Raw genomic sequence first — 23,276 nt, forward strand, 5'->3', positions numbered from 1 at the left:
CGCCGCGCCGGCGCCCGCCCCGCCGTTGCCGGAACCCCGCGTGCTGACGGCGGCGCCCGGCAAGACGCGCTTCAAGCCGGAACCCGCCCCCGAGACCCCGATCTGGTCGTTCGACGGCACGTCGGCGCCCCCGGCCCTGCGCGTGAAGCTCGGCGAGGCCGTTCGCGTGCGCGTCGAGAACAAGACCGACAAGCCGCTCTCCCTGCACTGGCATGGGGTGCGCAACAAGAATTCCATGGACGGCGTCGGCGGGGTGACGCAGACGCCGATCGCGCCCGGCGCCGACTTCACCTACGATTTCGTGCCGCCGGACGCCGGCACCTTCCTGGTCCGCCCGCTGGTGGTCGGCGGATCGAGCGAGCCGTCCGGGCGGGGCCTCGCCGGCTTCCTCGTGGTGGAGGAGAAGGCGCCGCCCGCCGTCGAGGCCGACGTGTCGCTGCTGATGCAGGACTGGCGCCTGCAGGACGACGGCACGCTGCTGCCCTTCGGCCAAACCGCGTTCGCGGCGAGCAACGGGCGGCTCGGCAACCTCGTGACCATCAACGGCGCCAACGTGCCGGCGACCTTCGAGGCGCGGCCGGGCAGCCGCATCCGGGTGCGGCTCGGCAACGCCTGCAACGCGCGGGCGACCCGCATCCGCTTCGAGGGCCTGAAGGTCTACGTCGCGGCCGTCGACGGCCAGCCGACCGACACCTTCGAGCCCCTGCGCGCGACGCTGCCGTTCCCGCCCGGCACCCGCTACGACCTGCTGATCGACCTGCCGGCCGAGGCCGACGCCAAGGGCGCCATCACCGCGCTCGTCGGCCAGGGCCTGCAGCTCGCCACCGTCGTCACCAAGGGTGCGCCGGTCACCGAGAAGCGACCGCCGATCGGGCCGATCGGCGAGAACCCTCTGCTGCCGCGCGAGGTCAAGCTCCAGAACGCGTTGCGGCGCGACGTGGTGATCACCGGGGGCGCCACCCTTCAGAAGGACAAGCCGGAGGCCGAGCCGGTCTATTCTGGCGACGCCAAGCGGATCTGGTCGGTCAACGGCACCAGCGCGACCGCGGGCCTCGCGCCGATCTTCACGGTGAAGCGCGGCCAGGTGGTGGTGCTGGCGTTGCGAAACGAGACCGCCTTCCCGCAGGCGCTGCACCTGCATGGCCACGTCTTCCGCCTGCTCCACCCCCTCGACGACGGCTGGGAGCCCTACTGGCTCGACACCTTCCAGCTGCTCGAAGGCCGCACCGCGCGCATCGCCTTCCAGGCCGACAACCCTGGCCGCTGGTTGATCAGCGCGACGGTGCTGGAGCGGTTCGACACAGGGCTGTGGACCTGCTTCGAGGTGACGTGAGGGACGCGTTCCTACCTCCTCCTGCGGGAGGGAAAGAGACCGTCGTCAGCCTCTGAGCCGTTCCAAAACATCCGCCAGCACCGCGGGCATCAGTTCCGGAATGTCCTCGGCGATCAGCCCGGGGCCGTGGCGCAGGCCGGCGTCGCCGTGGAGCCAGGCCGCGGCGCAGGCGGCCTCGAACGGTGGCATGCCCTGCGCCAGGAGGCCGGCGATCAGGCCGGCGAGCACGTCGCCGGAGCCCGCGGTGCCGAGCCAGGGCGTGGCATGCTCGTTGATCGCGGCGCGGCCGTCGGGGGCGGCCACCACCGTGTCGGGGCCCTTGAACACCACCACGGCGCCGGATTGCGCGGCGGCGCGGCGGGCCTGCTCCAGCTTGCCGACTTCGGCGACGGCGTCGGTGTCTGCGAACAGCTTGGCGAACTCGCCCGCATGCGGCGTCAACACCGCCTTCGCGTCGCCGTCGGCGATGTGGGCCGCGAGGAGGGCCGCCTGCTTGGAAAAGCTCGTCAGCGCGTCGGCGTCGAGCACGAGGCCGCGGCCGGCGGCGGCCGCCACCGCGACGAGGTCGCGGGTCGCCTCGCCGACGCCGAGGCCGGGACCGGCCAGGATCGCGTTGATGCGCTCGTCGGTGAGCAGGTCGTCGAGGTCGTCGGCGGAGTCGCAACCGCGCAGCATGATCGCGGTGAGGTGGGCGGCGTTCTCGGCCAGCGCCCGCTCCGGCGAGGCGACCGTGACGAGCCCGGCCCCGATCCGCAGCGCGCCGCGGGCGGCAAGGCGCGCCGCGCCGGTGCGGGTGGCAGGACCCGACAGTACGAGGGCGTGGCCGCGGGTGTACTTGTGGCTCGCCTCGGTGAGTCGTGGGAAGAACGCATTCCAGAGTGCAGGACCGTTGCGGAAGGCGGGCGAGTCCAGCGCGAGCCCGGCCGCGAACGCCGCCGGGCCGGTGCCGATGTCGGCGACGTGCACGCATCCGCAAAGGCCACGGCCGGGCTGTAGCAGGTGGCCGGGCTTCTCCGCGACGAAGGTCACGGTTTCGACGGCGGGAAGCGCGAAGCCCCGCACCATGCCGGTGTCGCCGTCGATCCCGCTCGGCACGTCGACCGCAAGCACCGGCCGCCCGGAATCCCGGACCCCTTCGAGGGCGAGGCGGGCGGGCCCGTCGAGGTCGCGCGACAGGCCGGCGCCGAACAGCGCGTCGATCACGAGGTCGGCCCGCGTCGGGTCGGCTTCGGCGAGGCCGAGCACCGCCCCGGCCCACTCCACGGCGGCGAGCGCCGCATCGCCGGACAGGGCCTCGCGCGGGCCGAGGAGGGCGAGGTCGACGCCGTACCCGGCTTCAGCGAGGAGGCGCGCGGCGACGAACCCGTCACCGCCGTTGTTGCCGGGTCCGCACAGGACGAGCACGCGTCCGCCCATGGGAAGGTGTGTGCGGGCGCGCTCGGCCACCGCGGCGCCGGCCGCACGCATCAGCGCGATGCCCGGGGTGCCGCCGGCGATGGCCGCCGCGTCCACGGCCGCCATCGCCGCGACCGTCATCAGCCGTGCCCCATCCATCGTATCGATCCCCAAAAGTTCGAACGTTTGCTGCCCGCGCGCCACCCAGACACTGCTCAAACAATCGGCCGCCAGTCGAAAAATGCACAAACGATTTGCAGTTCATGCAAGTCGAAGAGGCAGTTTCGACCGATGCCGGTTGAAAACGGCGTGGCGGCCGGACCGGGGGAGTGGTAGAAATTCAGCATCGTCAAGCGCAGGTTGGGCCGTCCGGCATGAAGAAGATCGAAGCGATCATCAAGCCCTTCAAGCTCGACGAGGTGAAGGAGGCCCTCCAGGAGGTCGGCCTCCAGGGCATCACCGTGATCGAGGCGAAGGGCTTCGGCCGCCAGAAGGGCCACACCGAGCTGTATCGCGGCGCGGAATACGTCGTCGACTTCCTGCCCAAGGTGAAGCTCGAGATCGTGCTCTCCGACGCGCTCGTGGAGGGTGCCGTCGAGGCGATCCGCAAGTCGGCCCAGACCGGCCGCATTGGCGACGGCAAGATCTTCGTCTCGACCATTGAGGAGGCGATCCGAATCCGCACCGGCGAGACCGGCCCGGACGCGATCTGACGGCGGCCCCGGCGAGCGAGCGTGAGCCTCGCCCCGCACCTGCGCAGCGTGGTCGAGGAGATCGCCTACGAGATGCGGCAGCGCTCTGACCGGGGCACGGTCGCGCGCTACATCCCCGAGCTCGCCCGCGTCGACCCGCAGGGCTTCGGCCTGGTGGTGATCGATGCCGACGGCACCATCGCGGCGGCCGGCGACAGCGAGACGCCGTTCTCGATCCAGAGCGTGTCGAAGGTCTTCACCCTGACGCTGGCGCTCGGCATGGTCGGCGACGCCCTGTGGAAGCGGGTCGGGCGCGAGCCATCCGGCAGCCCGTTCAACTCCATCGTCCAGCTCGAACGCGAGCAGGGTGTGCCCCGCAACCCCTTCATCAACGCCGGCGCCATCGCGGTGACCGACGTGATCCTCTCCGGCCACCAGCCGCGCGAAGCCCTGGGCGAAATCCTGCGCTTCATGCAGGCGCTTGCCAACGACCCGACCATCGCCATCGACGAGGCGGTGGCGGCCTCCGAGAAGCGCACCGGCTTCCGAAACGTGGCGCTCGCCAACTACATGAAGTCGTTCGGCGTGGTCGAGAACCCGGTCGACTACACCCTCGGCGTCTACTTCCATCACTGCGCGATCAGCATGTCGTGCCGGCAGCTCGCCACCGCCGGGCGGTTCCTCGCCCATTCCGGGCGGAACCCCGCCACCGGCCTGTCCGTGATCCCACCGGAGCGCGCCCGCCGCATCAACGCGGTGATGCTGACCTGCGGCCACTACGATGGCTCGGGCGAGTTCGCCTACCGGGTCGGCCTGCCGGGCAAGAGCGGCGTCGGCGGCGGCATCCTGGCGATCGCCCCGGGGCGCGCCTCGATCGCGGTCTGGTCGCCGGGCCTCGATGAATCCGGCAACTCCCATCTCGGCCGCATCGCCCTGGAGAGCCTGACCAAGCGCATGGGCTGGTCGATCTTCGGAGCCTGATCCCCTTCCTTCCCCCCCTTTGAGGGAGAGGGTGGGAAGGACAAGAAACAAAAAAACGGCGCGGACCCGAAGGTCCGCGCCGCTGACGATCCGAAATCCTCGCGATGCCGATCAGGTGGTCGGAACCGACTCGACCGTCTTCAGGATCTGCGAGGCGATCTGGTAGGGGTCCCCCTGGCTGTTGGGGCGGCGGTCTTCCAGGTAACCCTTGTAGTCGTTGTTCACGAAGGAGTGCGGCACGCGGATCGAGGCGCCGCGGTCGGCCACGCCGTAGGAGAACTTGTTCCAGGGCGCCGTCTCATGCTTGCCGGTGAGGCGCAGGTGGTTGTCGGGACCGTAGACCGCGATGTGATCCTCGATCGCGCCGCCGAACGCCGCCATCAGCTTCTCGAAGTAGTCCTTGCCGCCGGTCTCCCGGAGGTAGGTGGTCGAGAAGTTGGCGTGCATGCCCGAGCCGTTCCAGTCGGTGTCGCCGAGCGGCTTGCAATGGTACTCGACGTCGATGCCGTAGGTCTCGCACAGGCGCTCGAGCAGGTAGCGGGCGACCCACATCTCGTCGGCGGCCTTCTTCGAGCCTTTCCCGAAAATCTGGAACTCCCACTGGCCCTTGGCCACCTCGGCGTTGATGCCCTCGTGGTTGATGCCGGCATCGAGGCAGAGGTCGAGATGCTCGTCGACGATCTTGCGCGCGACGTCGCCGACCGCCGAATAGCCGGCGCCGCAATAGTACGGGCCCTGGGGCGCCGGGTAGCCGGCGGCGGGGAAGCCGAGCGGGCGGCCGTCCTTGTAGAAGAAGTATTCCTGCTCGAAGCCGAACCAGGCGCCCGGGTCGTCGTGGATGGTGGCGCGCTTGTTCGACGGGTGCGGGGTCTTGCCGTCCGGCATCATCACTTCGCACATCACCAGCACGCCGTTCTTGCGCGTGGAATCGGGGAAGTGGCGCACGGGCTTGAGCATGCAGTCGGACGAGCCGCCCTCAGCCTGCATGGTCGACGAGCCATCGAAGCCCCAGAGCGGAAGCTGCTCGAGGGTCGGGAAGCCGTCGAAGTCCTTGACCTGGGTCTTGCCGCGAAGGTTCGGGACCGGCGTGTACCCGTCGAGCCACAAATACTCGAGTTTGTATTTCGTCATTCCGAGTCTCTCGTCCGTTTAACGATGCGAAGTCCGGGGAAACGCAGCCGCTCCGTGGCCTCCGACGACCGAGACCCCGCTAGCAGGGACCGTGCCAGCGAAATGCCACTTCACCGCCGGTTCCCGCTCACGCGCTACCCTGGCGATCAACTCCGTGTGAACATCCCTTTCCAGGGGAACCGAACCGCTCGGTCCGATGACGCACGAGGCGCTGATGGCGCCCAGTCGACCAGGAACGCGCAGGCCGGCGCGCGGAGAAGATTTCCGGTCGCTTCGGTTGGCACGGGCGCGTCCCGGGCTGTATGCAGCGCACGTCCGGCGCGCGGCTCAAGTGCGGCGGCCCACGAATCTGAGGAGGACGCCCAAGATGACGACAGCGGCCGAGGTGCTGAAGACCATCCGGGACAACGACGTGAAGTACGTGGACTTCCGGTTCACGGACCCGCGCGGCAAGTGGCAGCACGTCACCTTCGACGTCAGCCTGATCGACGACGAGATCTTCGAGGAAGGCACGATGTTCGACGGCTCGTCGATCGCCGGCTGGAAGGCGATCAACGAGTCCGACATGCTGCTGATGCCGGACCCCTCGACCGCCACGATGGACCCGTTCTTCTCGGCGGCGACCATGGTCATCGTCTGCGACGTGCTCGAGCCCTCGACCGGCGCGCCCTACGCCCGCGACCCGCGCGGCACCGCCAAGCTCGCCGAGGCCTACCTCAAGTCCACCGGCATCGGCGACACGATCTACGTCGGCCCCGAAGCCGAGTTCTTCGTGTTCGACGACGTGAAGTTCGGCGCCGACCCGTACCACACCGGCTTCCAGCTCGATTCGACCGAGTTGCCGACCAACGGTTTCACCGACTACGAGGGCGGCAACCTCGGCCACCGCGTCGCCACCAAGGGCGGCTACTTCCCGGTGCCGCCGCAGGATTCGGCCCAGGACATGCGCGGCGAGATGCTGGCTGCGATGCAGGGCATGGGCGTGAAGGTGGAGAAGCACCACCACGAGGTGGCGAGCGCCCAGCACGAGCTCGGCATGAAGTTCGATACGCTGACGTTGTTGGCCGACCACATGCAGATCTACAAGTACTGCATCCACAACGTGGCGCAGAGCTTCGGCAAGACCGCGACGTTCATGCCAAAACCCGTCTTCGGCGACAACGGCTCGGGCATGCACGTGCACCAGTCGATCTGGAAGGACGGCAAGCCGGTCTTCGCCGGCGACAAGTACGCGGGCCTCAGCCAGGAATGCCTCTGGTACATCGGCGGCATCATCAAGCACGCGAAGGCCTTGAACGCCTTCACCAACCCGTCCACCAACTCCTACAAGCGTCTGGTGCCGGGCTACGAGGCCCCCGTGCTGCTCGCCTACTCGGCGCGCAACCGCTCGGCCTCCTGCCGCATCCCGTGGACGAAGAGCCCGAAGGCCAAGCGCGTCGAGGTCCGCTTCCCCGACCCGATGGCCAACCCCTACCTCGCCTTCTCGGCGCTGCTGATGGCGGGGCTCGACGGCATCCTCAACAAGATCGATCCGGGCGCGGCGATGGACAAGGACCTCTACGACCTGCCGCCGCGCGAGCTGAAGAAGATCCCCACCGTCTGCGGCTCCTTGCGCGAGGCGCTGCAGAACCTCGACCGCGACCGCGCCTTCCTCAAGGCCGGCGACGTCTTCACCGACGACCAGATCGATTCGTTCATCGCGCTGAAGATGGAGGAGGTCATGCGCTACGAGATGACCCCGCACCCGGTCGAGTTCACGATGTACTACTCGCTCTGAGGCCGGGGCGGGCGCGACGCCCGCTCCCCCGACGACCCACCACCCAGCGCCGGAGCCTCACCGAGGTTCCGGCGCTTCGCGTTTGAAGGCCGCGATGACACCCTTGTTTTACGGATAAAATTCCTTTATAGGACTGTAGGCAGATCCGAGGGGTGCATTCCATGGCGTCAGGCGCGACGGGCCTTTTGCGGGCGAGGTGGCTGATCGCCTCGTACCGCGTGGAGGTCGCCTTCCTGCGGTTGCGTCTGTCGCTGCGTGCGTATCACGCCGACCAACCCCGCGTGCCGGCCGGGAACCCGAACGGCGGCCAATGGACGGATGGCGATGCCGGCAACGGGCATGGTTCCGACGACGATGCGCGGATCGTCCATGTCTCGGATGATGCCGACCGCCGGTACACGGTCGTGCTCTCCGAAGAAGAGGCGCGCGGCGGACATACGCTTCGCGAGCATGTCGGCAAGACGGATGCGGAGATGATGGGTCGCGTCCTGGCCAGCAGAAGGACGTTCCCGGTCGTCGACTATGGCATGCGCCGAGATGGCTCGTTCGAATCCGTGGAGTCTGCGAACGATTACGTCAATCGGACCCTGGAACAGAATGCTGCGGAGGTCGATGATGTCGCATCCGGTAAAAAGAGCCGTGCATTCCTGACCTCTCGCTTCGGATACAGAACCGGGCGGGAAGCCTACACGGCGGGGCAAATCGAGCCGTATCTGCGCACGACCTACGGTGTCGGAATGTATATCGTCCACGATCCGGGCAGTTCCCGTGGGTATCGCATCCATACCGCCTATCCACGCAATGACGGAGATTGACATGCAGGCGTCCCCGGAATTCCTCACCTTTGCCCGTTGGTACATCCAGGACATCGATCGCATCGCGCCGACGCTCGACGAGATGTACGATTTCGGTCTCAGAGATTTTCGTGGTGAGGAGCGCGTCCGGTTGCGGCAGTTCCTCGACCGCGCCCTCCGCGAGGCGTCGGACGCGTCGCTGGAGCGGCTGTGGAAGGAGACGGACGCCGACATCTACTTCTTCACCGCGCAGGGCCTGCGCGCGTTCCTGGCCGGCGCACGCGACCGGATCTGACGGATCGGGGGCGGACGCCGCAAACGGTAAGGGGGGAGACGCCATGGCGAAACCGCGCCTCGAACCGACGCCCGAATTCTACCAGTTCGGCCTGGGTTTCCACCAGGACCTCGACGTGAGGGGTAAGACGGAGGACGAGATCTGGGCCATCGTGCTCGATCCGTTCACCGGCCAGGACCGGATCCGCCTGCGCGAGTTCCTCGACAGGATCACGCGCGACGACGTCTCCGACGCCGAACTGCTGCGCCTGTGGAACGCGACGCCGACCGATGACTGGTTTTCCGATGGCGGCCTGCGCATCATCCTGAAGCGGGCGCGCAACCGGCTGCTTCAGCCGCGGAGCCGGCCGTCCTGGCGCGGGCACGACCGGTCCGGTCGGCGCAGAGGCTGACCGGGCGACGACGCCGCGCCGACGGGACGGTCGCACGCGCCACGCATCCGACGCGAAGGCGGGGCGGCTGTGGACGCAGGCGGATGCCGACATCGACCTCCCCATCGCGCAGGATCGGTTTTCGCCGACCGAGGCTTCCGTCGCCGATCGCAGTTCGCGTGCATTCCGGGCCGGCGCCGGCGGCCGACTCTGAACGTCGCCACCGATGATGGTATTTTTAACCCACGATTGCTTTTCAACCCGACGGTTCAACCGACCAACGGACGAGTCCCTTGGCTGATTATCCAATCTTTAGCATTTGTTGATGTCTATCTCCGTTGCAGATGCAACAGAACCGAGCCACGGCGCTGGCGATGACAGTCTCAAACAGCGTGCGCCGGCTCTTCAGGGTCCCCGACGACGAGCCGAACGTGCTCGTCGCGCAGGCGCGGGCCCTGTCGCGCCAGGTGCCGATCCTGCATACGATCCTGAGCCTGGACGCCATGGGGGTGGCCTACACCCATTACGGCGTGGCGCCGGACGGGCTGACGATCCTGCCGCTGGCGGTCCTGCTGTCGGTCTGCGCCGGCCGCGTCCTGATCTGGAGCCGCACGAACCATCACGCCATCGGCCCCGAGGAGGCGTTGCGCCGTCTCAGGGGCACCAACCGGCTCGCGGCGATCCTCGGCTCCGGGTTTGCGATCTGGGCCATCCTGCTGACCCGGTACGGCGACGCCGCCACCAACCTGCACGTGCTGTACTTCCTCAGCATCACGATGATCGCGTGCATCTCCTGCCTGACGCACCTGCGCACGGCGACGCTGATCGTCTCGGCGCTCGCGGTGCCGGCTTCGGCGTACTTCCTGGTGATCGGCGCGCCCGTGGTCCGGGCGGCCGCGCTCAACTACGTCGGCGTCGTCGTGGTGTTGCTGTTCATGCAGTCGGTCTACTACCGCGACTTCCGCCGCCTCACCCGGCTGACCGGGGAGAACCACGCGCTCGCCCACACCGACCCGCTGACCGGCCTGCCGAACCGGCGCTCCTTCTTCGCCGAGCTCGAGCAGGCCATCGCGGCCGCCGGCACGGCGGAGACGCGCTTCGCGATCGGCCTGATCGACCTCGACGGGTTCAAGCCGGTCAACGACACCCTCGGCCACCTAGCCGGCGACGCGGTGCTGTGCGAGGTCGGCCGCCGGCTCCAGGACGCCGTCGGCGCGGCGGGCGTGGTGGCGCGCCTCGGCGGCGACGAGTTCGGCCTGATCCTGCACGGCTGGCCGGACCTCGACACCCTCGGCCGGACCCTGTGCACGATCCTGAAGCAGCCCTATGCCCTGCGCGACACCACCGCGCGGATCGGCGCCTCGATCGGCTTCGCGTGCTTCCCCGAAACCGCGCGGACCGCGGAGATGCTCGTCGAGCGGGCCGACCACACGCTCTACCATGCCAAGACCCACGCGCCGGGCACCGCGGCCTGCTTCGCGTTCGAGCACGAGAACCGGATGCACCGGCAGGCTCAGGTCGAGCAGGCGCTGCGCCGGGCCGACCTCGCGGCCGAGTTCCACCTGCTGTTCCAGCCGATCGTCGACGTCGTCGCCGGGCGGGTCCAGGCCTACGAGGCGCTGGCGCGCTGGAACAGCCCGACCCTCGGCTCGGTGTCGCCGGTCGACTTCATCGTGGTGGCCGAGCGCACCGGGCTGATCCACGACCTCAGCCTGGCGCTGCTCCGCAAGGCGCTTGCGGCGATGGCGTCCTGGCCCGAGCACGTGGCCCTGTCCTTCAACCTCTCGGCCTACGACCTCGCCGCCGCCGAGGGCATCGCGACGATCACCGCCCTGATCGCGGAAAGCGGCATCGTGCCCGAGCGCATCGTGTTCGAGGTCACCGAGACCGGCCTGATGCGCGACCTCGTCGACGCCGGCCGCTCGCTCGGCGCCCTGCGGGCGCTCGGCGTCGGCATCGCGCTCGACGATTTCGGCACCGGCTATTCCAGCCTCGGCTACGTCCACCGCCTGCCGATCAGCGAATTGAAGATCGACCGCAGCTTCGTCACCGACATCTGCAGCGACGCCGCCTCGCGCAACATCATCCACTCGATCCTCGACCTCGCGCGCAACCTCCGCCTGCTCTGCGTGGTCGAGGGCGTCGAGACCGAGGCGCAGATGCTCCATCTGCGCGCCGCCGGCTGCCGCTACATGCAGGGCTACCTGTTCCAGAAGCCGATGCCGGCGGCCGCGATCGCCGCGTTCGAGGCCGGCTTTGCGCTGCCGCAGCCGCAAGGCGAAGACCGGATCGCCGCAGCCGCCTGAGCGCCGCCGGGCCCGAGGAGGGGCCGTGCTCGCGTTCGACCACAGGGCGATCGTCGCGCCGATCCTCGCGGAGGGCGTCGCCCCTGTCCGCGCCCTCCTCGAAGCCGGAGGCGTCTTGATGGACGACCGGATCGATTCGGTCATCGCGTCGACGACGGCCGAGGTGCTGCGCGACGGGATGCCCCCGCACCCGGTCGCGTTCGGGCACGACGAATCGCCGGGACGTGGGCGGGGCCGGGCACGGCGCCCGGCCGCGCGTGGTGGGAAGCGAAGGGAAACGCTTGTCGCCCGGGCTTGACTGCGCCACGAACAAATCAAGAACATTCCTGACATATTAAGACTATTAGCCTATGACGCCCCGCCCACGGGCGGAGTGATCCATGGTCGCGCATGAGATCGTCGTCACGCGGTCGCGGTGGCTTTTGGCGGCTTTGCGCGTCGAGGCGAAGCTGCTTCGGCTCGGCCTCGTTCTTCACGCCTACAACCCGGGCCAATTGCGGGTGCCGGCCGGCCGACCGGACGGTGGCCGGTGGACGCGTGAGGACGGCGCCGAAGGCTTTACGACGGGTGACGATGCACGTCTCATCCTCGTCGGCAGCGAAGATGATCAACGGTACAAAGGCGATCTCAGAGCGGAGGAGGGGCGCGGCGGCCACACGCTTGGCAGGCATATCGGCAAGTCCGATGACGAATTGTTCGAGCGCGTGCGAAAATCTCAGTGGCGCTCATTGCTCGCAAACGGAGGGATGAGGCGAGACGGGAGCTTCGAGTCGATCGAATCCGCAAATAATTTTGCCAATCAAACAATAGAATCAAATAAGGAAGCCGTCGATCGCGTCGCTTCCGGTATCGACGATCGTAAGTTCATAGAAAAATCATTCGATCGCAACACTGGGAGAGAGGCCTATAGCACAAACGAGGGCGTCGTTTATATGCGCGACACGCGTAGCGTCGGCGTTGAGTTGAGACATGACCCTACTTCCCCTCGCGGATTTCGTATCCGGACAGCATACCTTTTAACAGAAGGTGATTGAAATGAAATTATCTGCGGAATTTCGTGAGCTTAGCCTGCAATTCTATCAGGATATTCTTGATGACGTATCGAGCCAAGAGGAATTAATCAGTACTGTTTTATCGCCCTTGAAAGATGAGGCAAAACGCGCAAGGCTGAGAGATTATCTCAGTCTGGTTACCTCAGATAATTTTTCAAATGATGAACTAAAGAATTTATGGTGGTCTTCGTCCGCCGATATTGTATTTTACGACGGTGCCGAGCTGAGAATTTTTCTCAAACGGTGCGGGATAGGCTGTAACCCCTACTTTGGAACCCGCCAGAGCAGTCGGGAGTCAGCGAACGCTGAGGCTTATAGCAACAGATGAGGCTCTGTTTATGTCAGGCATAATTGAAGCTCTGGTTTTTATATAATTCACACCCCAAATTCGGCGCGTGGATTCCGCGTCCGAACATCACATTCACGAAGTGATGGAGATTGACATACAACAACCCCCTGAATTTAAAAAATTCTCACTTCAGTTTTACTCTGGCATATTAGATGATGTTGAAACGGAAGAAGAATTAATTGACTTGGTCTTGTCCCCATTTTCAGACACGCAACAACGCGCATGCTTGCGTTCGTATCTCGATGCGATCACGCAGGATCATGTCGACGACAAGGAGCTACAGAAAATCTGGTGGTCGTCTTCCGCAGACACTGTGTTTCATGATAGCGCAGGGCTACGCGAGTTACTGAGAAGAGCGCGCGATCGGCTCTGATTTTGGCTCAGCTTTTATCATATGCAAGCCGCTCGAAATGAAATTCCCATTAGAATTCCTTGAATTCAGCCTACAGTTCTATCAATATCTTCTTGATGACGTATCGAGCGAAGATGAACTGATCAGAACCGTCTTATCGCCCTTCAAAGACAAGGAAAAACGCGCAAGGCTGAAGGAGCAGCTCGAATTTTTTATCGGGAATGAATTTTCAGATGAAGAACTGAGAAAACTATGGTGGTCTTCGTCCGCCGATTTTGTGTTTTATGACGGCGCCGAGCTGAGAGCTTTCCTCAAACGGGTGCGGGACAGACTGTGACGCCCGGCTCGGGAACCGACAGGGCCGTTCGGAACCAGCGAACGCCGTTGGTGATAGGGATCGATCCATGCTCACCCTCGACCACCTTGCCATCGTCGCACCGGATCTCGCCGCGGGCGTGGCGTATGTTCGCGACGGCCTCGGGATCGACATGCCGGAGGGCGGGCGCCACCGCGAGATGGGCACCCGAAACCACCTCCTGCGGCTCGGCGAGGCCCTGTTCCTGGAAGTGATCGCCATCGATCCCGAGGCGGCGGCCCCGCCCCACGCCCGCTGGTTCGGCCTGAGCGACCCGGGGCGGGTGCGAGCGGACTGGGAGTCCGGCCGGCGGCTGCGCGGCTTCGTCGCCCGCACGGACGATCTCGATCGCCTGCTCGGCGCCCACGGCGAACGGTTCGGGAAGGCCGCCAGGATGACCCGTTGCGCCCTGACCTGGCGCTTCGCCGTCCGCCCCGACGGCGCCTGGCCCGAGGACGGCGCCCTGCCCTGCCCGATGACGTGGGGCGACGGGCCGCACCCGGCCGCCGCGATGCCCGACCTCGGCTGCCGGCTCGCCGGCCTGACGCTCACGCACCCCGACCCCGACCGGATCGCCGCGCTGTACCGGACGCTCGACCTCGCGGACGCGCCGGCGGTCCGGGCCGGGGCCTTCGGCTACCGCGCCGAGATCGCGACGCCCGGCGGCCTGCGCGTGCTATCCTGAGGCTTCGGCGGCGGCTGCTAGCCGGCGCATCCAGCAGGAGACCGTCCCGATGGCCCTCGTCTGCCCCGTGATCCTCGGCTCGGTCCGCTCCGACCGGCAGGGCCTTCGCGTCGCGCGCTTCCTGATCGTGCAGCTGGAGGCGCGCGGCTGGGAGGCGCCACTGGTCGACCCCGCCGCGCTGCAGCTGCCGCTGCTCGACCGGATGTACAAGGAGCACCCGAAGGGCGAGGCGCCGCCGAAGCTCGAGGCGCTGGCGGAGCTCTACCGCCGTGCCGACGCCTTCGTGGTGGTCTCGGCCGAGTACAACCATTCGGTGCCGCCGGCCCTGTCGAACACCCTCGACCACTTCCTGGAGGAGTATTTCTGGCGGCCCTCGGCGATCTGCTGCTACTCGGCCGGGCAGTACGGCGGCGTCCGCGCGGCGATGCAGCTCCGGGCGATGCTGGCCGAGCTCGGCATGCCGAGCATCCCCTCGCTGCTGCCGGTGCCGCGGGTCGGCAAGGCGCTCGACGAGGCCGGCACGGCCGCCGAGCCCTGGCTCCCCAAGGCCGCGGGCCGGTTCCTCGACGAGCTGACCTGGTACGCCGAGGCGCTGAAGGCCCAGCGGCAGAAGGGCACGCCGTACTGAGCCCCGGCTGGCACCGCGATTGCCATGGCTCCAGCCGAGTGGCGGTCGCGAGGCGGGCAAAGGCATGAACGAGAGCGTGGAGCGGGTCCGGGACGCCCTGGCCGAGCTGATCAAGGCGGCGCTGATCTCCGACGACCGCACGAGCCTCGCCTGCCGCGACGCGGCGCGGGCCAAGCTCGCGGCGCTGGCGGCCGACCCGCCCGACGCCGCCTCGGTGCGCGTGGACGGCGCCTGGACGCTGGCGATCCAGGCGGCCGAGGCGCCGGAGTTCCGCGACGCCGAGGGCCAGGTCAACCTGACCCTGCCGCGCGCCGCGCCGTTCGCCCTCGACGACCTCACCGCCCCCGGCTTCGACGTGGATTCCGCCGTCGAGACGATCCGCAAGTCGGCCTCGACCGGCTGAGGGCCGGCGTCGGCGGCCGACGCCTGTTGAGGGCGGGCCGCGCCGATGTTGCTCCGGATCGGGCGCAGCACCATGTTGGGGATGACAAGCGCGGTCCTCGATCGCGATCCCCGAACAGAACCGTCGCCGCGCGCGGCGCGAGCGAGCCCAAAGCCTTTGGCCAGACGCATCGACACCCAGGCGGGTGAACCCTCCCTGCCCTCGCGCGAGCAGATCGTCGCGTTCATCGCGCAGGCGACGGACACGGTCGGCAAACGCGAGATCGCGCAGGCCTTCGGCATCAAGGGCGCCGACAAGATCGGGCTGAAGCGCATCCTCAAGGAGATCGAGGAGGACGGCGACATCGCCCGCGGGCGCGGCGGCCTGTCGAAGGCCGGGCGCCTGCCGCCGGTGGTGCTGGCCGACATCCGCTCGCGCGACCGCAACGGCGACTTCCTGGCCTTCCCCGCCGAGTGGGATGCGGGCAAGGGCAAGCCGCCGACCATCGTGCTCCACGCCCCGCGCGGCGGCCGCAAGCCGAGGGGGCTGACCGCCGGCATCGGCGACCGCGCCCTGCTGAAGGTCGAGCCGGACGGCGCCGACGGGCGCTACACCGGCCGCGTCGTCAAGGTGATCGGCAAGAACAAGGCCGAGATCATCGGCGTGTTCCGCGAGGGCGCCCAGGGCGGCCGCATCGTGCCCGTGGAGAAGCGCGCGCAGGGGCGCGAGATCCTGATCCCGCCCGGCGAGGAGGGCGAGGCCCGCGAGGGCGACCTCGTCAGCGTGACGCTGGAGCGCGAGACCCGCTTCGGCCTCCCGCGCGGCCGGGTGCGCGAGCGCCTCGGCTCGCTGGGCTCCGAGAAGGCGGTGAGCCTGATCGCGCTGCACCTCCACCACATCCCGCACGTGTTCGCGGAGGCGACGCTGGCGGAAGCGGATGCGGCCAAGCCCGCCACGATGAAGGGCCGCGAGGATTGGCGCGACCGGCCGCTGCTGACCATCGACCCGCCGGACGCCAAGGACCACGACGACGCCGTGATGGCGGAGGCCGACGACGACGCGGGCAACCCCGGCGGCTTCGTCGTCACGGTGGCGATCGCGGATGTGGCGGCCTACGTCCGCCCCGGCACCAGCCTCGACCGCGAGGCGCTGGAGCGCGGCAACTCGGTCTACTTCCCCGATCGCGTCGTGCCGATGCTCCCTGAGCGCATCTCCAACGACCTGTGCAGCTTGCGCGAGGGCGAGGACCGCCCGGCGCTCGCGGTGCGGATGGTGGTCGCCGCCGACGGGACCAAGCGGAAGCACAGTTTCCACCGGGTGATGATGCGCTCGCGCGCAAAGCTTTCCTACGCGCAGGCGCAGGCAGCGATCGACGGGCACGGCGACGACGCGGCCAACGCGCTGCTCGATGGGGCGCTCCGCCCGCTCTGGGCCGCCTACGCCGCGTTGAAGGAAGCGCGCGACAGGCGCGGGCCGCTGGCCCTCGACCTGCCGGAGCGCAAGGTGCTGCTCACCGCCGACGGGGCGGTCGACCGGGTGATCGTGCCGGAGCGCCTCGACGCGCATCGCCTCATCGAAGAATTCATGATCCAGGCCAACGTCGCGGCGGCTGAGACCCTGGAGTCGGCACGTCAGGTGCTGATCTACCGGGTGCACGACGAGCCGGCGATCGAGAAGATGCGGGCTCTGGGCGAAGTGCTCGCCTCCGTCGGCGTCAAGCTGCCGAAGGAGGGCGCGCTGCGCCCGGCGTTGTTCAACCGCATCCTGGGGGCGGTGGCCGAGACCGAGCACGCGCTGTTCATCAACGAGGTGGTGCTGCGCAGCCAGGCCCAGGCCGTCTACGCGTCCGAGAACCTCGGGCATTTCGGGCTGAACCTGCGCCGCTACGCCCACTTCACCTCGCCGATCCGGCGTTACGCCGACCTCGTCGTCCACCGGGCGCTGATCACGGCGGGGCGCATGGGCTCGGACGGGCTCTCGCCGGACGTGACGGCGGCCGACCTCGCACAGGTCGGCGAGCAGATCTCGGCGGCCGAGCGCCGCGCCATGGCGGCCGAGCGCGAGACCATCGACCGGCTGATCGCCCACCACCTCGCCGACCGGGTCGGCGCGAGCTTCCACGGCCAGATCGCCGGCGTGACGCGGGCCGGCCTGTTCATCAAGCTGGCCGACACCGGCGCCGACGGCTTCGTGCCGATATCGACGCTGGGCGCCGACTACTTCCGCCACGAGGAAGGCCGCCACGCCCTGGTCGGCGAGCGCACCGGCGAGACCTTCCGGCTGGGCGACAAGGTCGAGGTGAGGCTGGTGGAGGCCGCCCCGGTCGCCGGCGCGCTGCGGTTCGAGCTGTTGTCGGACGGGCGCACGCGGGCGGGCACCAAGTCCGCCGGCACCAAGGCGCCCGGCGGCCGCGCCTTCAAGGCCGCCCCGAGCGGTCGCCCCGCCGGCATCCGCAACACGGGTACGCGTCACCGCGGCTCGCGCCGGTGACACGGCCGGGTGTATGGTGACGGCATGATGAGCGAGCCCTCCACCCGCACCGGCCTGGTCCGTTCGATGGCGCGGGGCTTCGTCGGCCGCTGCCCGCATTGTGGCGAAGGCCGGATCTTCGGGCGCTACCTCAAGGTCCGGCCCGAATGCGACGCCTGCGGGCTCGAGATGCACCACCACCGCGCCGACGACCTGCCGCCCTATCTGGTGATCTTCGTGGTCGCCCACGTGATCGGCTACCTGATCCTCGAATCGGAGCTGAACTACGACGTGCCGCTCTGGGTCTCGCTCAGCGTCTGGCCGGTGGTGACGCTGGCGATGGCGCTCGGGTTGCTCCAGCCGGTGAAGGGCGCGGTGGTCGGGCTGCAATACGCCCTTGGCATGCACGGCTTCGCCACGCTACCGGGAGCCAAGCCCGAAGCGGGGCTGGAGGACGCGCACCTTGACCGACCCGGCCTCGACGGCGCGTCCCCCCTCTTCCGGCCCTAAGCCGAAACCATCCGCGGCGTTGCGCCCGCGCGACGCCGCCACGCTGATCGTGCTGGATCGCCGCGCGCGCGCGGCGAAGGTGCTGATGGGCCGCCGCAACGCCGGCCTCGCCTTCATGCCGGGCAAGTTCGTGTTTCCCGGCGGCCGGATCGAGCCGGGCGACAAGCGCATGCCGGTGGCCGGCGCCCTGCCGGACTACGCCGAGGCCGCCCTGACCCGTCAGGTGACGCGCCCCCCCCACCATCTCGGCCGCGCGCTCGCGCTCGCCGCCATCCGCGAGACCTTCGAGGAGACCGGCCTGCTCGTCGGCACCCGCGAATACGGCCCGCCCGAGGACGTGCCCGCCGGCTGGGAGGCCTTCGCGACACATGGCGTGCTGCCGGACCTCGAGGCCCTGCACTTCGTCGCCCGGGCGATCACCCCGCCCAAGCGCGTGCGCCGCTTCGACACCCGCTTCTTCACGGTCGACCGCCGCGCGGTGGCCGCCGAGGAGCCGGGCCGGGTCTCGGACACTTCCGAATTCACGGAGCTCGCCTGGTTCACCTTCGCGGCTGCGCGAAAACTCGACCTGCCGACCATCACCGGCATGATCCTCGACGAGCTGGAGGCGCAGGTCGCGGTCGACTTCGCGCCCTATCGCCAAATCCCGTTCCACGCCGAACGCCACGGACGGCGCGAGCGCACGGTGCTGTAGAGCTCAAGGCTGCGGGGCGCCCAAGCGGATCCCCACCTTGACGCGTCCGGCCCGATCGGGCATTCACCCGCCGGTATTCGGCCGGCCACGCCCGGCCCCTTTGCGTTTCGCGCATGCGGAATGCCGCAAGCACCAGGAGCGCCGCCATGGCCAAGGCCGTCACCGTCAAGATCAAGCTCGTCTCCACCGCCGACACGGGCTACTTTTACGTCACCAAGAAGAACTCCCGCACGCAGACCGAGAAGCTGACGCAGCGCAAGTACGACCCGGTCGTGCGCAAGCACGTCGACTTCAAGGAGTCGAAGATCAAGTAGGCTCGATCGCTTCAACCATTTGCAATCCTTGAGAAAATCGCCCCTTTGTTTGGGCGGTTTTTTCGTTTGGGGTCACAGCAGGGTCACGTCGGATCGGCGCTGAAAGCTCGCCCGTGCGGCGTTTTGGAGTTGGAGGCCAGCATGGACCGCCGCGCCCTCCTCAACAGCCTGATCGAGAAGGCGGCCGAATCACCGGCCCCGTCGCGCGAGCTCTTCGCCGAGGTGTGGTTCGCTACCACCGGCACGCAGCATCCGGACATCAAGGGCCTGGTTTGCCGTTCTGAGGGATACCAAGACCTAGACCTAACCGTCACCCCTAACCGCCGTATGCGTGCGGTCGGACTGCAGGCTGGCGCTTCGAAAAAACTGGAACGCCGGTTTTTTTAGTTATAGATGTGGCCGTTTATTCTTATGCTGTCACCACTTATCGTGACAGGAGCAAAAGATTTTGAAAATAATTTTATCTTCTAGGTGGGCAGGCCAGATACTTGGCCAGAAACACAGCATCGATAGCTTAGTGCATAAAATTAATGGAAGCATTGCAGGGCCGGAGGATTTATTTTGCACACTGATAGGAAACTGTTGGTGCCTTCGCTCATCAAAATGGAACGCATTATCAGCAGATATTATGAGGGATGTGGCTCAGACTCAACTAGCAACACTTAGAGGATGTCTTGATGTTTTGGAAGGCTGTGGTTTTTTAAAAATCGGAACCGTATTTGAAATTGAAAATGATATGGTGAAATGGCGTAATCGTAAATCAACTTTGACCGGTTGCATCTTACCTTCGCCTCAAGATCGACCATCGCCGCGTGATTTCAAAGATTTTTATAATCAAGTGGAGACCGATGATTTTATTCGGACGTCCATGCAGGATTTAGAGGCATTCCCTGATTGGATTGCAATCTACAAGTCTCTTGAAGCGCTCTTAAAGCATTGGGGTGGACTAAAGGGATACATGAGCTTGATGCCCGCACAGGCAAAGCTAGTAGATCGGGTTAAGCAGACTGCAAATTGGCATCGCCATGCTAGCGTTCAGTATGACTACCCCAAACATCCCGTTACAATTGAGGAGGCTAGGACCGCACTGAAGAAAGTAGTTCTAGAAACTATCAATAGAATTACTAAACCGGCTCAGAGCAGTCCGGCCTCGCATATAAATTTGGATTTACCGCCTTCGATTGAACCAGGCGAGGATCTGGCCATTGCTCGACGTACACTGGAGGGGGGCGAACTAGTTTTACCGCCGTAGTAGGGGAGGAGATCAATCAACCAACAATAAATTGGCCGGACGAAATTTGATATCATTGCGCAAATTGACCATACTTAGATCAATATTCACCTCCTAAAACGCCGGCCGCATGCGATCGCGGCTGGGAGCGGACTGCGCCTCCCCTTTGTCGAGGATGATGTCGAGCGAACCAAATGCCCCTGCAATCTGTTTCTGAGCGCTGATGCAGGGAGTGCGAAAAATGAAGACGATATGCGCTGTGATGGTGGTAGGTCTGACAATTGTCGGTTCGGTGGCCCCAGCCTTCGCTCAGCCATACGGCGGCCGGGACTATGGATATGGTGGTCGCGATGATGGCTACCGGGACCGCGACCGCGGGTATGACGGTCGGGGCCGCGGCGGCGGCGGGGGTTACGGGTTCGATGAGAGCGAGTACCTTCGCTGCAATCCCGACGTTCGTCGCGCCATCAGCCGGGGGCAAATGGAGTCGGGTGCTGCGCACTACCGCGCATTCGGTCGACGCGAAGGCCGCCGATTGAGCTGCTGAGTAGCCCATGAAAAAGCCCGCCGCGGCAGATGCCGGGCGGGCTAGTGCAAATCTCGAAGCCGGTATGGGTTGTTGCATTGCGATTTCGCGCATGCAAAACTCAATCCGTGTTGCAGCGATGGCGTCGCCGTAACACAGCCCTTCTTGGGCGTTTCCTCCCTAGACTTCGGGCCGCTCCTTCGGGGGGGGCCTTTTTTGTTGGCGGTCTAATAGCGCGAATAGATCTACCTTAGAAGCACTATTTTTCGCCATATCCCCAGTTTCGCCAATCGTGGCGTCTATTTATGCATAATACCAGTCATGCAACTGGTCGGAGCTGCCCGCCACCTCTCTTCCGCTGCTGCGCCTCCCAGACCCGGCGCTGCTGGCGCGTCATGCCTGGAGGTAGGCAGCTCGGTTATTTGAACTGGGCGATCGGTCCTATCCGTCTTTTCCGGAAAACCGCCCCTCGAATTACCCCCCCGGTCGCCATCGTCGGGCTAGCGACCGGGGCTTCACCTGCCGTCGTGGGCCGGCATGCGACTCGACTGGATTTCGAGAAATATCGGAACACACTCATTCGCATTGGGTTGGCCAGTTAACGCAACAGCGAAGGAGACATCGATGCGTAAGCTCGCTCTCATCTCCGCCGTGACGCTTTCTCTCGGAGCTCTCGGCGCAACCGGTGCAACTGCACAGGGCTATGGCTACGGGCATGGCGGCTACCGGGATGGTGGCCACGAGCGTGGGTATGATCGTGGCTATGGTCGCGATCGAGGATATGACCGCCGCGGTCGCCGTGGTCTGTCTACCGGCGCAGCAGTAGGCTTGGGTATTGCTGGCGTGGCTGCTGGGGCTGCCGGCGCAGGCGCCTATGATCGGGGCTACGGTCGCGGCTACTGAGCGCCCGAATCCGAATTGAGTTCAGAGGCCCTGCCGCGTGCGCCGTGGCGGGTCCTTTTTCGATGGAGTTCAAGACCGCGGTTATTTGAGCCGCTTCAGCCTCTTAGCCTCCGTCCACCCGCGATGGCGCTGGAAAGCGGGCTCTGCGCCTGTGACACGCGATTGGCCGACCGCCCCTCTATCTTGTCGAGAATGACGTCCAACGAGCCATCCGGCCGCTGCTGCACTTCTGCGGTAACCACCTCGCCGTTGTTGATCACGTTGACCGTGGGAGGCGCGCCGTTCGTGTTCGCCGGGCCCTGAGCCGGCGCGACGGGGATGCGATAGGTGCCCGTCATCGGCACGTACCCGCCATCGGCATAACCGGCCCGGCCGCGGCGACTGGTGCAGGGCGGGCTAAGGTCAATATCTAAGGCTCAAGAGGCAACGCGTCGGTGTACGACTGACTGAAGTCGAAACAAATTGAACCACCTCTAAAATGCTCGGTTGCATTGTGAACGGAGTATCACATGCAGCAGATTGCAATATTTTCCTTGATCTTAACCTATGTTGCTATTCCAGCGTACGCACAGGACGCAACTACCCGGAACCTCAGCCCACCGCTCCGAGTGAAGTCTGATGCGATCCAAAAGCCTGAGGCGAAGCCGGAGCCCGAGATCAAGAAGCAGACCGATCTCGACACGTTCCAGCTCGCGTCGGCACACCGCGAGCAGGCATAGTCGATGCGTGAGAAGACGAATGGCCTTTGGCAATCGTGGCTCGTTTCGATCTGCGAAGGATGCGGGTCAGAGCGCGCGCCGTACTTCAAGCGACGCACTCAGCTAGGCCAAAAGACTCCGGAGCTGACTTCCCCAGCGCTCGCGTCGGAGCACGCTGCTCCGAAAACGGTGGGATCCAAAGCTGTGGTGTCTCGTGCGGCATCTAGCCGAAAAGTCGCCAGTATCTACGAGGATTTGTCCGACAGTCGCATCGATCAGATCCGGCGCAGTCCTGCTCGATAGTTACGAGCGGTACGGCGAATCGAATTTGTTGATACAGTTATATCCGATTTCTGCGCTACCTCTCGTCGTCGTCCGCAGCAATGAATCCGTAATTACCCCCCCTTGCGCGGGTCGGGTTTCGCTTTTTCCCTTGTGGGATGGGCCGAAGCGATCTTGAGCGGCTGAACCGCAAGGAGCTCATCGATCCTTCGACAAGCTCAGGATGAGGTGGTGCTGCGGATGCAGCGCCCGGAAAAGACTTCACGCACGTCTTCGAAGCCGCCGGCAATGGATCGCAAGGAGCGGCGCGCACAGGCCAAACCAGGCGGGGCGAAGCCTGGCCACGAGGGCCACAGCCGCGTGATGAGCGAGGATCCTGATGCCGTCGTCGCGCATCGCCCGGATCGCTGCGCGTGCTGTGGCGGCGGACTGCACGGGGACCTTCCCGTCGAGGTCGTCAGCGTCTCCGAACGGATCGAGCTGCCGGAAGTCGCACCGGTTGTCACCCAGCATCAACGGCTGGCGGTGCAGTGCCCGACCTGCGGGGCGCGTGTGATCGCACCGGTTCCAGAGGCGGCGCGCGGCACGCCCTTCGGCCCGCGGCTGCATGCGGTGGCAACGTACCTCAAGACCTTCCAGGCCTTATCCTACGAGCGGTTGCAGGCGGCGCTGTCGGATCTGTTCGGGCTTACGCTCAGCCAGGGCGGGCTGATGAACCTGCTCCAGCGCGCGCAGAAGCGCTTCCGCTCCGGTCGCGACGAGGCCGTCTCGA

General features: G+C 66.2%; 26 protein-coding genes and 1 pseudogene. 24 read left to right on the forward strand and 3 right to left on the reverse strand.

Annotation, left to right across the window (positions count from 1 at the left end):
- Window positions 1-1,333 (forward strand): multicopper oxidase family protein (locus tag FV226_RS21885; protein ID WP_147764544.1); only part of this gene is annotated, 1,333 nt, incomplete at its 5' end.
- Between the two features lie 45 nt (window positions 1,334-1,378).
- On the opposite strand, the gene FV226_RS21890 is transcribed toward FV226_RS21885, so the two are convergent.
- Window positions 1,379-2,887 carry an NAD(P)H-hydrate dehydratase gene (locus tag FV226_RS21890; RefSeq protein WP_147764545.1) on the reverse strand — a complete coding sequence of 503 codons (1,509 nt, stop codon included), beginning with the start codon at window positions 2,885-2,887 and terminating at the stop codon, window positions 1,379-1,381.
- Between the two features lie 215 nt (window positions 2,888-3,102).
- On the opposite strand from FV226_RS21890, the gene FV226_RS21895 reads away from it, so the two are divergent.
- Both FV226_RS21895 and FV226_RS21900 read left to right on the forward strand, forming a co-directional pair.
- Entirely contained in the window at window positions 3,103-3,441 is a 339-nt protein-coding gene (locus FV226_RS21895) for a P-II family nitrogen regulator (protein WP_147727910.1), read from the forward strand.
- 21 nt (window positions 3,442-3,462) lie between these two features.
- Complete coding sequence (locus tag FV226_RS21900) at window positions 3,463-4,401, forward strand: glutaminase (RefSeq protein ID WP_147751645.1); 939 nt, start codon at window positions 3,463-3,465, stop codon at window positions 4,399-4,401.
- A 111-nt stretch (window positions 4,402-4,512) separates the two neighbouring features.
- Here the strand turns inward: FV226_RS21900 and FV226_RS21905 are convergent, their stop codons facing one another.
- Window positions 4,513-5,532 carry a glutamine synthetase beta-grasp domain-containing protein gene (locus FV226_RS21905; RefSeq protein ID WP_147764546.1) on the reverse strand — a complete coding sequence of 340 codons (1,020 nt, stop codon included), beginning with the start codon at window positions 5,530-5,532 and terminating at the stop codon, window positions 4,513-4,515.
- A 367-nt stretch (window positions 5,533-5,899) separates the two neighbouring features.
- On the opposite strand from FV226_RS21905, the gene glnA reads away from it, so the two are divergent.
- The 19 genes from glnA to FV226_RS28745 all read left to right on the forward strand — a co-directional run bounded on the left by glnA (window position 5,900) and on the right by FV226_RS28745 (window position 20,642).
- Complete coding sequence (gene glnA / locus FV226_RS21910; RefSeq protein WP_147751643.1) at window positions 5,900-7,309, forward strand: type I glutamate--ammonia ligase; 1,410 nt, start codon at window positions 5,900-5,902, stop codon at window positions 7,307-7,309.
- 161 nt (window positions 7,310-7,470) lie between these two features.
- The gene (locus FV226_RS28135; protein WP_187275100.1) at window positions 7,471-8,124 is read left to right on the forward strand and encodes an RNase A-like domain-containing protein; all 654 of its coding nucleotides are present in this window, start codon (window positions 7,471-7,473) and stop codon (window positions 8,122-8,124) included.
- Between the two features lies 1 nt (window position 8,125).
- Window positions 8,126-8,398, forward strand: coding sequence for a hypothetical protein (locus tag FV226_RS21920; RefSeq protein WP_147751642.1), 273 nt, complete (start codon window positions 8,126-8,128; stop codon window positions 8,396-8,398).
- Window positions 8,399-8,441: 43 nt separating this feature from the next.
- Complete coding sequence (locus FV226_RS21925) at window positions 8,442-8,789, forward strand: hypothetical protein (protein ID WP_147764547.1); 348 nt, start codon at window positions 8,442-8,444, stop codon at window positions 8,787-8,789.
- Window positions 8,790-9,142: 353 nt separating this feature from the next.
- A complete protein-coding gene (locus FV226_RS21930; RefSeq protein ID WP_187278816.1) occupies window positions 9,143-11,074 on the forward strand; it encodes an EAL domain-containing protein in 1,932 nt (643 codons plus the stop codon).
- A gap of 25 nt (window positions 11,075-11,099) precedes the next feature.
- Complete coding sequence (locus FV226_RS21935; RefSeq protein ID WP_147751639.1) at window positions 11,100-11,372, forward strand: hypothetical protein; 273 nt, start codon at window positions 11,100-11,102, stop codon at window positions 11,370-11,372.
- An 82-nt stretch (window positions 11,373-11,454) separates the two neighbouring features.
- A complete protein-coding gene (locus FV226_RS28140) occupies window positions 11,455-12,108 on the forward strand; it encodes an RNase A-like domain-containing protein (RefSeq protein ID WP_246691683.1) in 654 nt (217 codons plus the stop codon).
- 1 nt (window position 12,109) lies between these two features.
- Window positions 12,110-12,454: a hypothetical protein gene (locus tag FV226_RS21945; protein WP_187278817.1), complete on the forward strand. Its 345-nt coding sequence runs from the start codon at window positions 12,110-12,112 to the stop codon at window positions 12,452-12,454.
- A gap of 431 nt (window positions 12,455-12,885) precedes the next feature.
- Window positions 12,886-13,164, forward strand: coding sequence for a hypothetical protein (locus FV226_RS21955; RefSeq protein WP_147764549.1), 279 nt, complete (start codon window positions 12,886-12,888; stop codon window positions 13,162-13,164).
- A gap of 67 nt (window positions 13,165-13,231) precedes the next feature.
- Entirely contained in the window at window positions 13,232-13,867 is a 636-nt protein-coding gene (locus tag FV226_RS21960; protein ID WP_147764550.1) for a VOC family protein, read from the forward strand.
- A 49-nt stretch (window positions 13,868-13,916) separates the two neighbouring features.
- Entirely contained in the window at window positions 13,917-14,495 is a 579-nt protein-coding gene (locus FV226_RS21965) for an NAD(P)H-dependent oxidoreductase (protein WP_147764551.1), read from the forward strand.
- A gap of 64 nt (window positions 14,496-14,559) precedes the next feature.
- Window positions 14,560-14,898 carry a hypothetical protein gene (locus tag FV226_RS21970; RefSeq protein ID WP_147764552.1) on the forward strand — a complete coding sequence of 113 codons (339 nt, stop codon included), beginning with the start codon at window positions 14,560-14,562 and terminating at the stop codon, window positions 14,896-14,898.
- 156 nt (window positions 14,899-15,054) lie between these two features.
- A complete protein-coding gene (gene rnr / locus FV226_RS21975) occupies window positions 15,055-17,367 on the forward strand; it encodes a ribonuclease R (protein WP_147764553.1) in 2,313 nt (770 codons plus the stop codon).
- A 27-nt stretch (window positions 17,368-17,394) separates the two neighbouring features.
- Window positions 17,395-17,856: a DUF983 domain-containing protein gene (locus FV226_RS21980; protein WP_238272645.1), complete on the forward strand. Its 462-nt coding sequence runs from the start codon at window positions 17,395-17,397 to the stop codon at window positions 17,854-17,856.
- Window positions 17,810-18,550 carry an NUDIX domain-containing protein gene (locus FV226_RS21985; RefSeq protein WP_147764554.1) on the forward strand — a complete coding sequence of 247 codons (741 nt, stop codon included), beginning with the start codon at window positions 17,810-17,812 and terminating at the stop codon, window positions 18,548-18,550. Before FV226_RS21980 ends, FV226_RS21985 begins: the two co-directional genes overlap by 47 nt.
- A gap of 146 nt (window positions 18,551-18,696) precedes the next feature.
- Window positions 18,697-18,864 (forward strand): 50S ribosomal protein L33, encoded by a 168-nt coding sequence (rpmG, locus tag FV226_RS21990; protein ID WP_147726819.1) that lies wholly within the window; start codon window positions 18,697-18,699, stop codon window positions 18,862-18,864.
- A 141-nt stretch (window positions 18,865-19,005) separates the two neighbouring features.
- Window positions 19,006-19,251, forward strand: a complete 246-nt coding sequence (locus FV226_RS21995) for a hypothetical protein (RefSeq protein WP_147764555.1) — start codon at window positions 19,006-19,008, stop codon at window positions 19,249-19,251.
- A gap of 61 nt (window positions 19,252-19,312) precedes the next feature.
- The gene (locus FV226_RS22000) at window positions 19,313-20,116 is read left to right on the forward strand and encodes a hypothetical protein (RefSeq protein ID WP_147764556.1); all 804 of its coding nucleotides are present in this window, start codon (window positions 19,313-19,315) and stop codon (window positions 20,114-20,116) included.
- A gap of 220 nt (window positions 20,117-20,336) precedes the next feature.
- Window positions 20,337-20,642, forward strand: a complete 306-nt coding sequence (locus tag FV226_RS28745) for a hypothetical protein (RefSeq protein ID WP_147764563.1) — start codon at window positions 20,337-20,339, stop codon at window positions 20,640-20,642.
- 977 nt (window positions 20,643-21,619) lie between these two features.
- On the opposite strand, the gene FV226_RS22015 is transcribed toward FV226_RS28745, so the two are convergent.
- Window positions 21,620-21,862 (reverse strand): hypothetical protein, encoded by a 243-nt coding sequence (locus tag FV226_RS22015; RefSeq protein ID WP_147764558.1) that lies wholly within the window; start codon window positions 21,860-21,862, stop codon window positions 21,620-21,622.
- A 171-nt stretch (window positions 21,863-22,033) separates the two neighbouring features.
- On the opposite strand from FV226_RS22015, the gene FV226_RS22020 reads away from it, so the two are divergent.
- Together FV226_RS22020 and FV226_RS22025 are read left to right on the forward strand one after the other, a co-directional pair.
- Complete coding sequence (locus FV226_RS22020) at window positions 22,034-22,243, forward strand: hypothetical protein (protein WP_147764559.1); 210 nt, start codon at window positions 22,034-22,036, stop codon at window positions 22,241-22,243.
- Window positions 22,244-22,662: 419 nt separating this feature from the next.
- Window positions 22,663-23,276, forward strand: a pseudogene (locus FV226_RS22025) (IS66 family transposase zinc-finger binding domain-containing protein); the annotation flags it as partial.

This window comes from Methylobacterium sp. WL12 (assembly GCF_008039475.1).
GTDB classification, from domain to species: Bacteria; Pseudomonadota; Alphaproteobacteria; order Rhizobiales; family Beijerinckiaceae; genus Methylobacterium; species Methylobacterium cerastii.

Bases quoted from the DNA above. Each gene is read 5' to 3' on its own strand.
- FV226_RS21890 (WP_147764545.1), bottom strand. From the start codon at position 2,887: ATGGATGGGGCACGGCTGATGACGGTCGCGGCGATGGCGGCCGTGGAC.
- FV226_RS21895 (WP_147727910.1), top strand. From the start codon at position 3,103: ATGAAGAAGATCGAAGCGATCATCAAGCCCTTCAAGCTCGACGAGGTG.
- FV226_RS21905 (WP_147764546.1), bottom strand. From the start codon at position 5,532: ATGACGAAATACAAACTCGAGTATTTGTGGCTCGACGGGTACACGCCG.
- glnA (WP_147751643.1), top strand. From the start codon at position 5,900: ATGACGACAGCGGCCGAGGTGCTGAAGACCATCCGGGACAACGACGTG.
- FV226_RS28135 (WP_187275100.1), top strand. From the start codon at position 7,471: ATGGCGTCAGGCGCGACGGGCCTTTTGCGGGCGAGGTGGCTGATCGCC.
- FV226_RS21920 (WP_147751642.1), top strand. From the start codon at position 8,126: ATGCAGGCGTCCCCGGAATTCCTCACCTTTGCCCGTTGGTACATCCAG.
- FV226_RS21925 (WP_147764547.1), top strand. From the start codon at position 8,442: ATGGCGAAACCGCGCCTCGAACCGACGCCCGAATTCTACCAGTTCGGC.
- FV226_RS21930 (WP_187278816.1), top strand. From the start codon at position 9,143: ATGACAGTCTCAAACAGCGTGCGCCGGCTCTTCAGGGTCCCCGACGAC.
- FV226_RS28140 (WP_246691683.1), top strand. From the start codon at position 11,455: ATGGTCGCGCATGAGATCGTCGTCACGCGGTCGCGGTGGCTTTTGGCG.
- FV226_RS21945 (WP_187278817.1), top strand. From the start codon at position 12,110: ATGAAATTATCTGCGGAATTTCGTGAGCTTAGCCTGCAATTCTATCAG.
- FV226_RS21955 (WP_147764549.1), top strand. From the start codon at position 12,886: ATGAAATTCCCATTAGAATTCCTTGAATTCAGCCTACAGTTCTATCAA.
- FV226_RS21960 (WP_147764550.1), top strand. From the start codon at position 13,232: ATGCTCACCCTCGACCACCTTGCCATCGTCGCACCGGATCTCGCCGCG.
- FV226_RS21965 (WP_147764551.1), top strand. From the start codon at position 13,917: ATGGCCCTCGTCTGCCCCGTGATCCTCGGCTCGGTCCGCTCCGACCGG.
- FV226_RS21970 (WP_147764552.1), top strand. From the start codon at position 14,560: ATGAACGAGAGCGTGGAGCGGGTCCGGGACGCCCTGGCCGAGCTGATC.
- FV226_RS21980 (WP_238272645.1), top strand. From the start codon at position 17,395: ATGAGCGAGCCCTCCACCCGCACCGGCCTGGTCCGTTCGATGGCGCGG.
- rpmG (WP_147726819.1), top strand. From the start codon at position 18,697: ATGGCCAAGGCCGTCACCGTCAAGATCAAGCTCGTCTCCACCGCCGAC.
- FV226_RS21995 (WP_147764555.1), top strand. From the start codon at position 19,006: ATGGACCGCCGCGCCCTCCTCAACAGCCTGATCGAGAAGGCGGCCGAA.
- FV226_RS28745 (WP_147764563.1), top strand. From the start codon at position 20,337: ATGAAGACGATATGCGCTGTGATGGTGGTAGGTCTGACAATTGTCGGT.
- FV226_RS22015 (WP_147764558.1), bottom strand. From the start codon at position 21,862: ATGACGGGCACCTATCGCATCCCCGTCGCGCCGGCTCAGGGCCCGGCG.
- FV226_RS22020 (WP_147764559.1), top strand. From the start codon at position 22,034: ATGCAGCAGATTGCAATATTTTCCTTGATCTTAACCTATGTTGCTATT.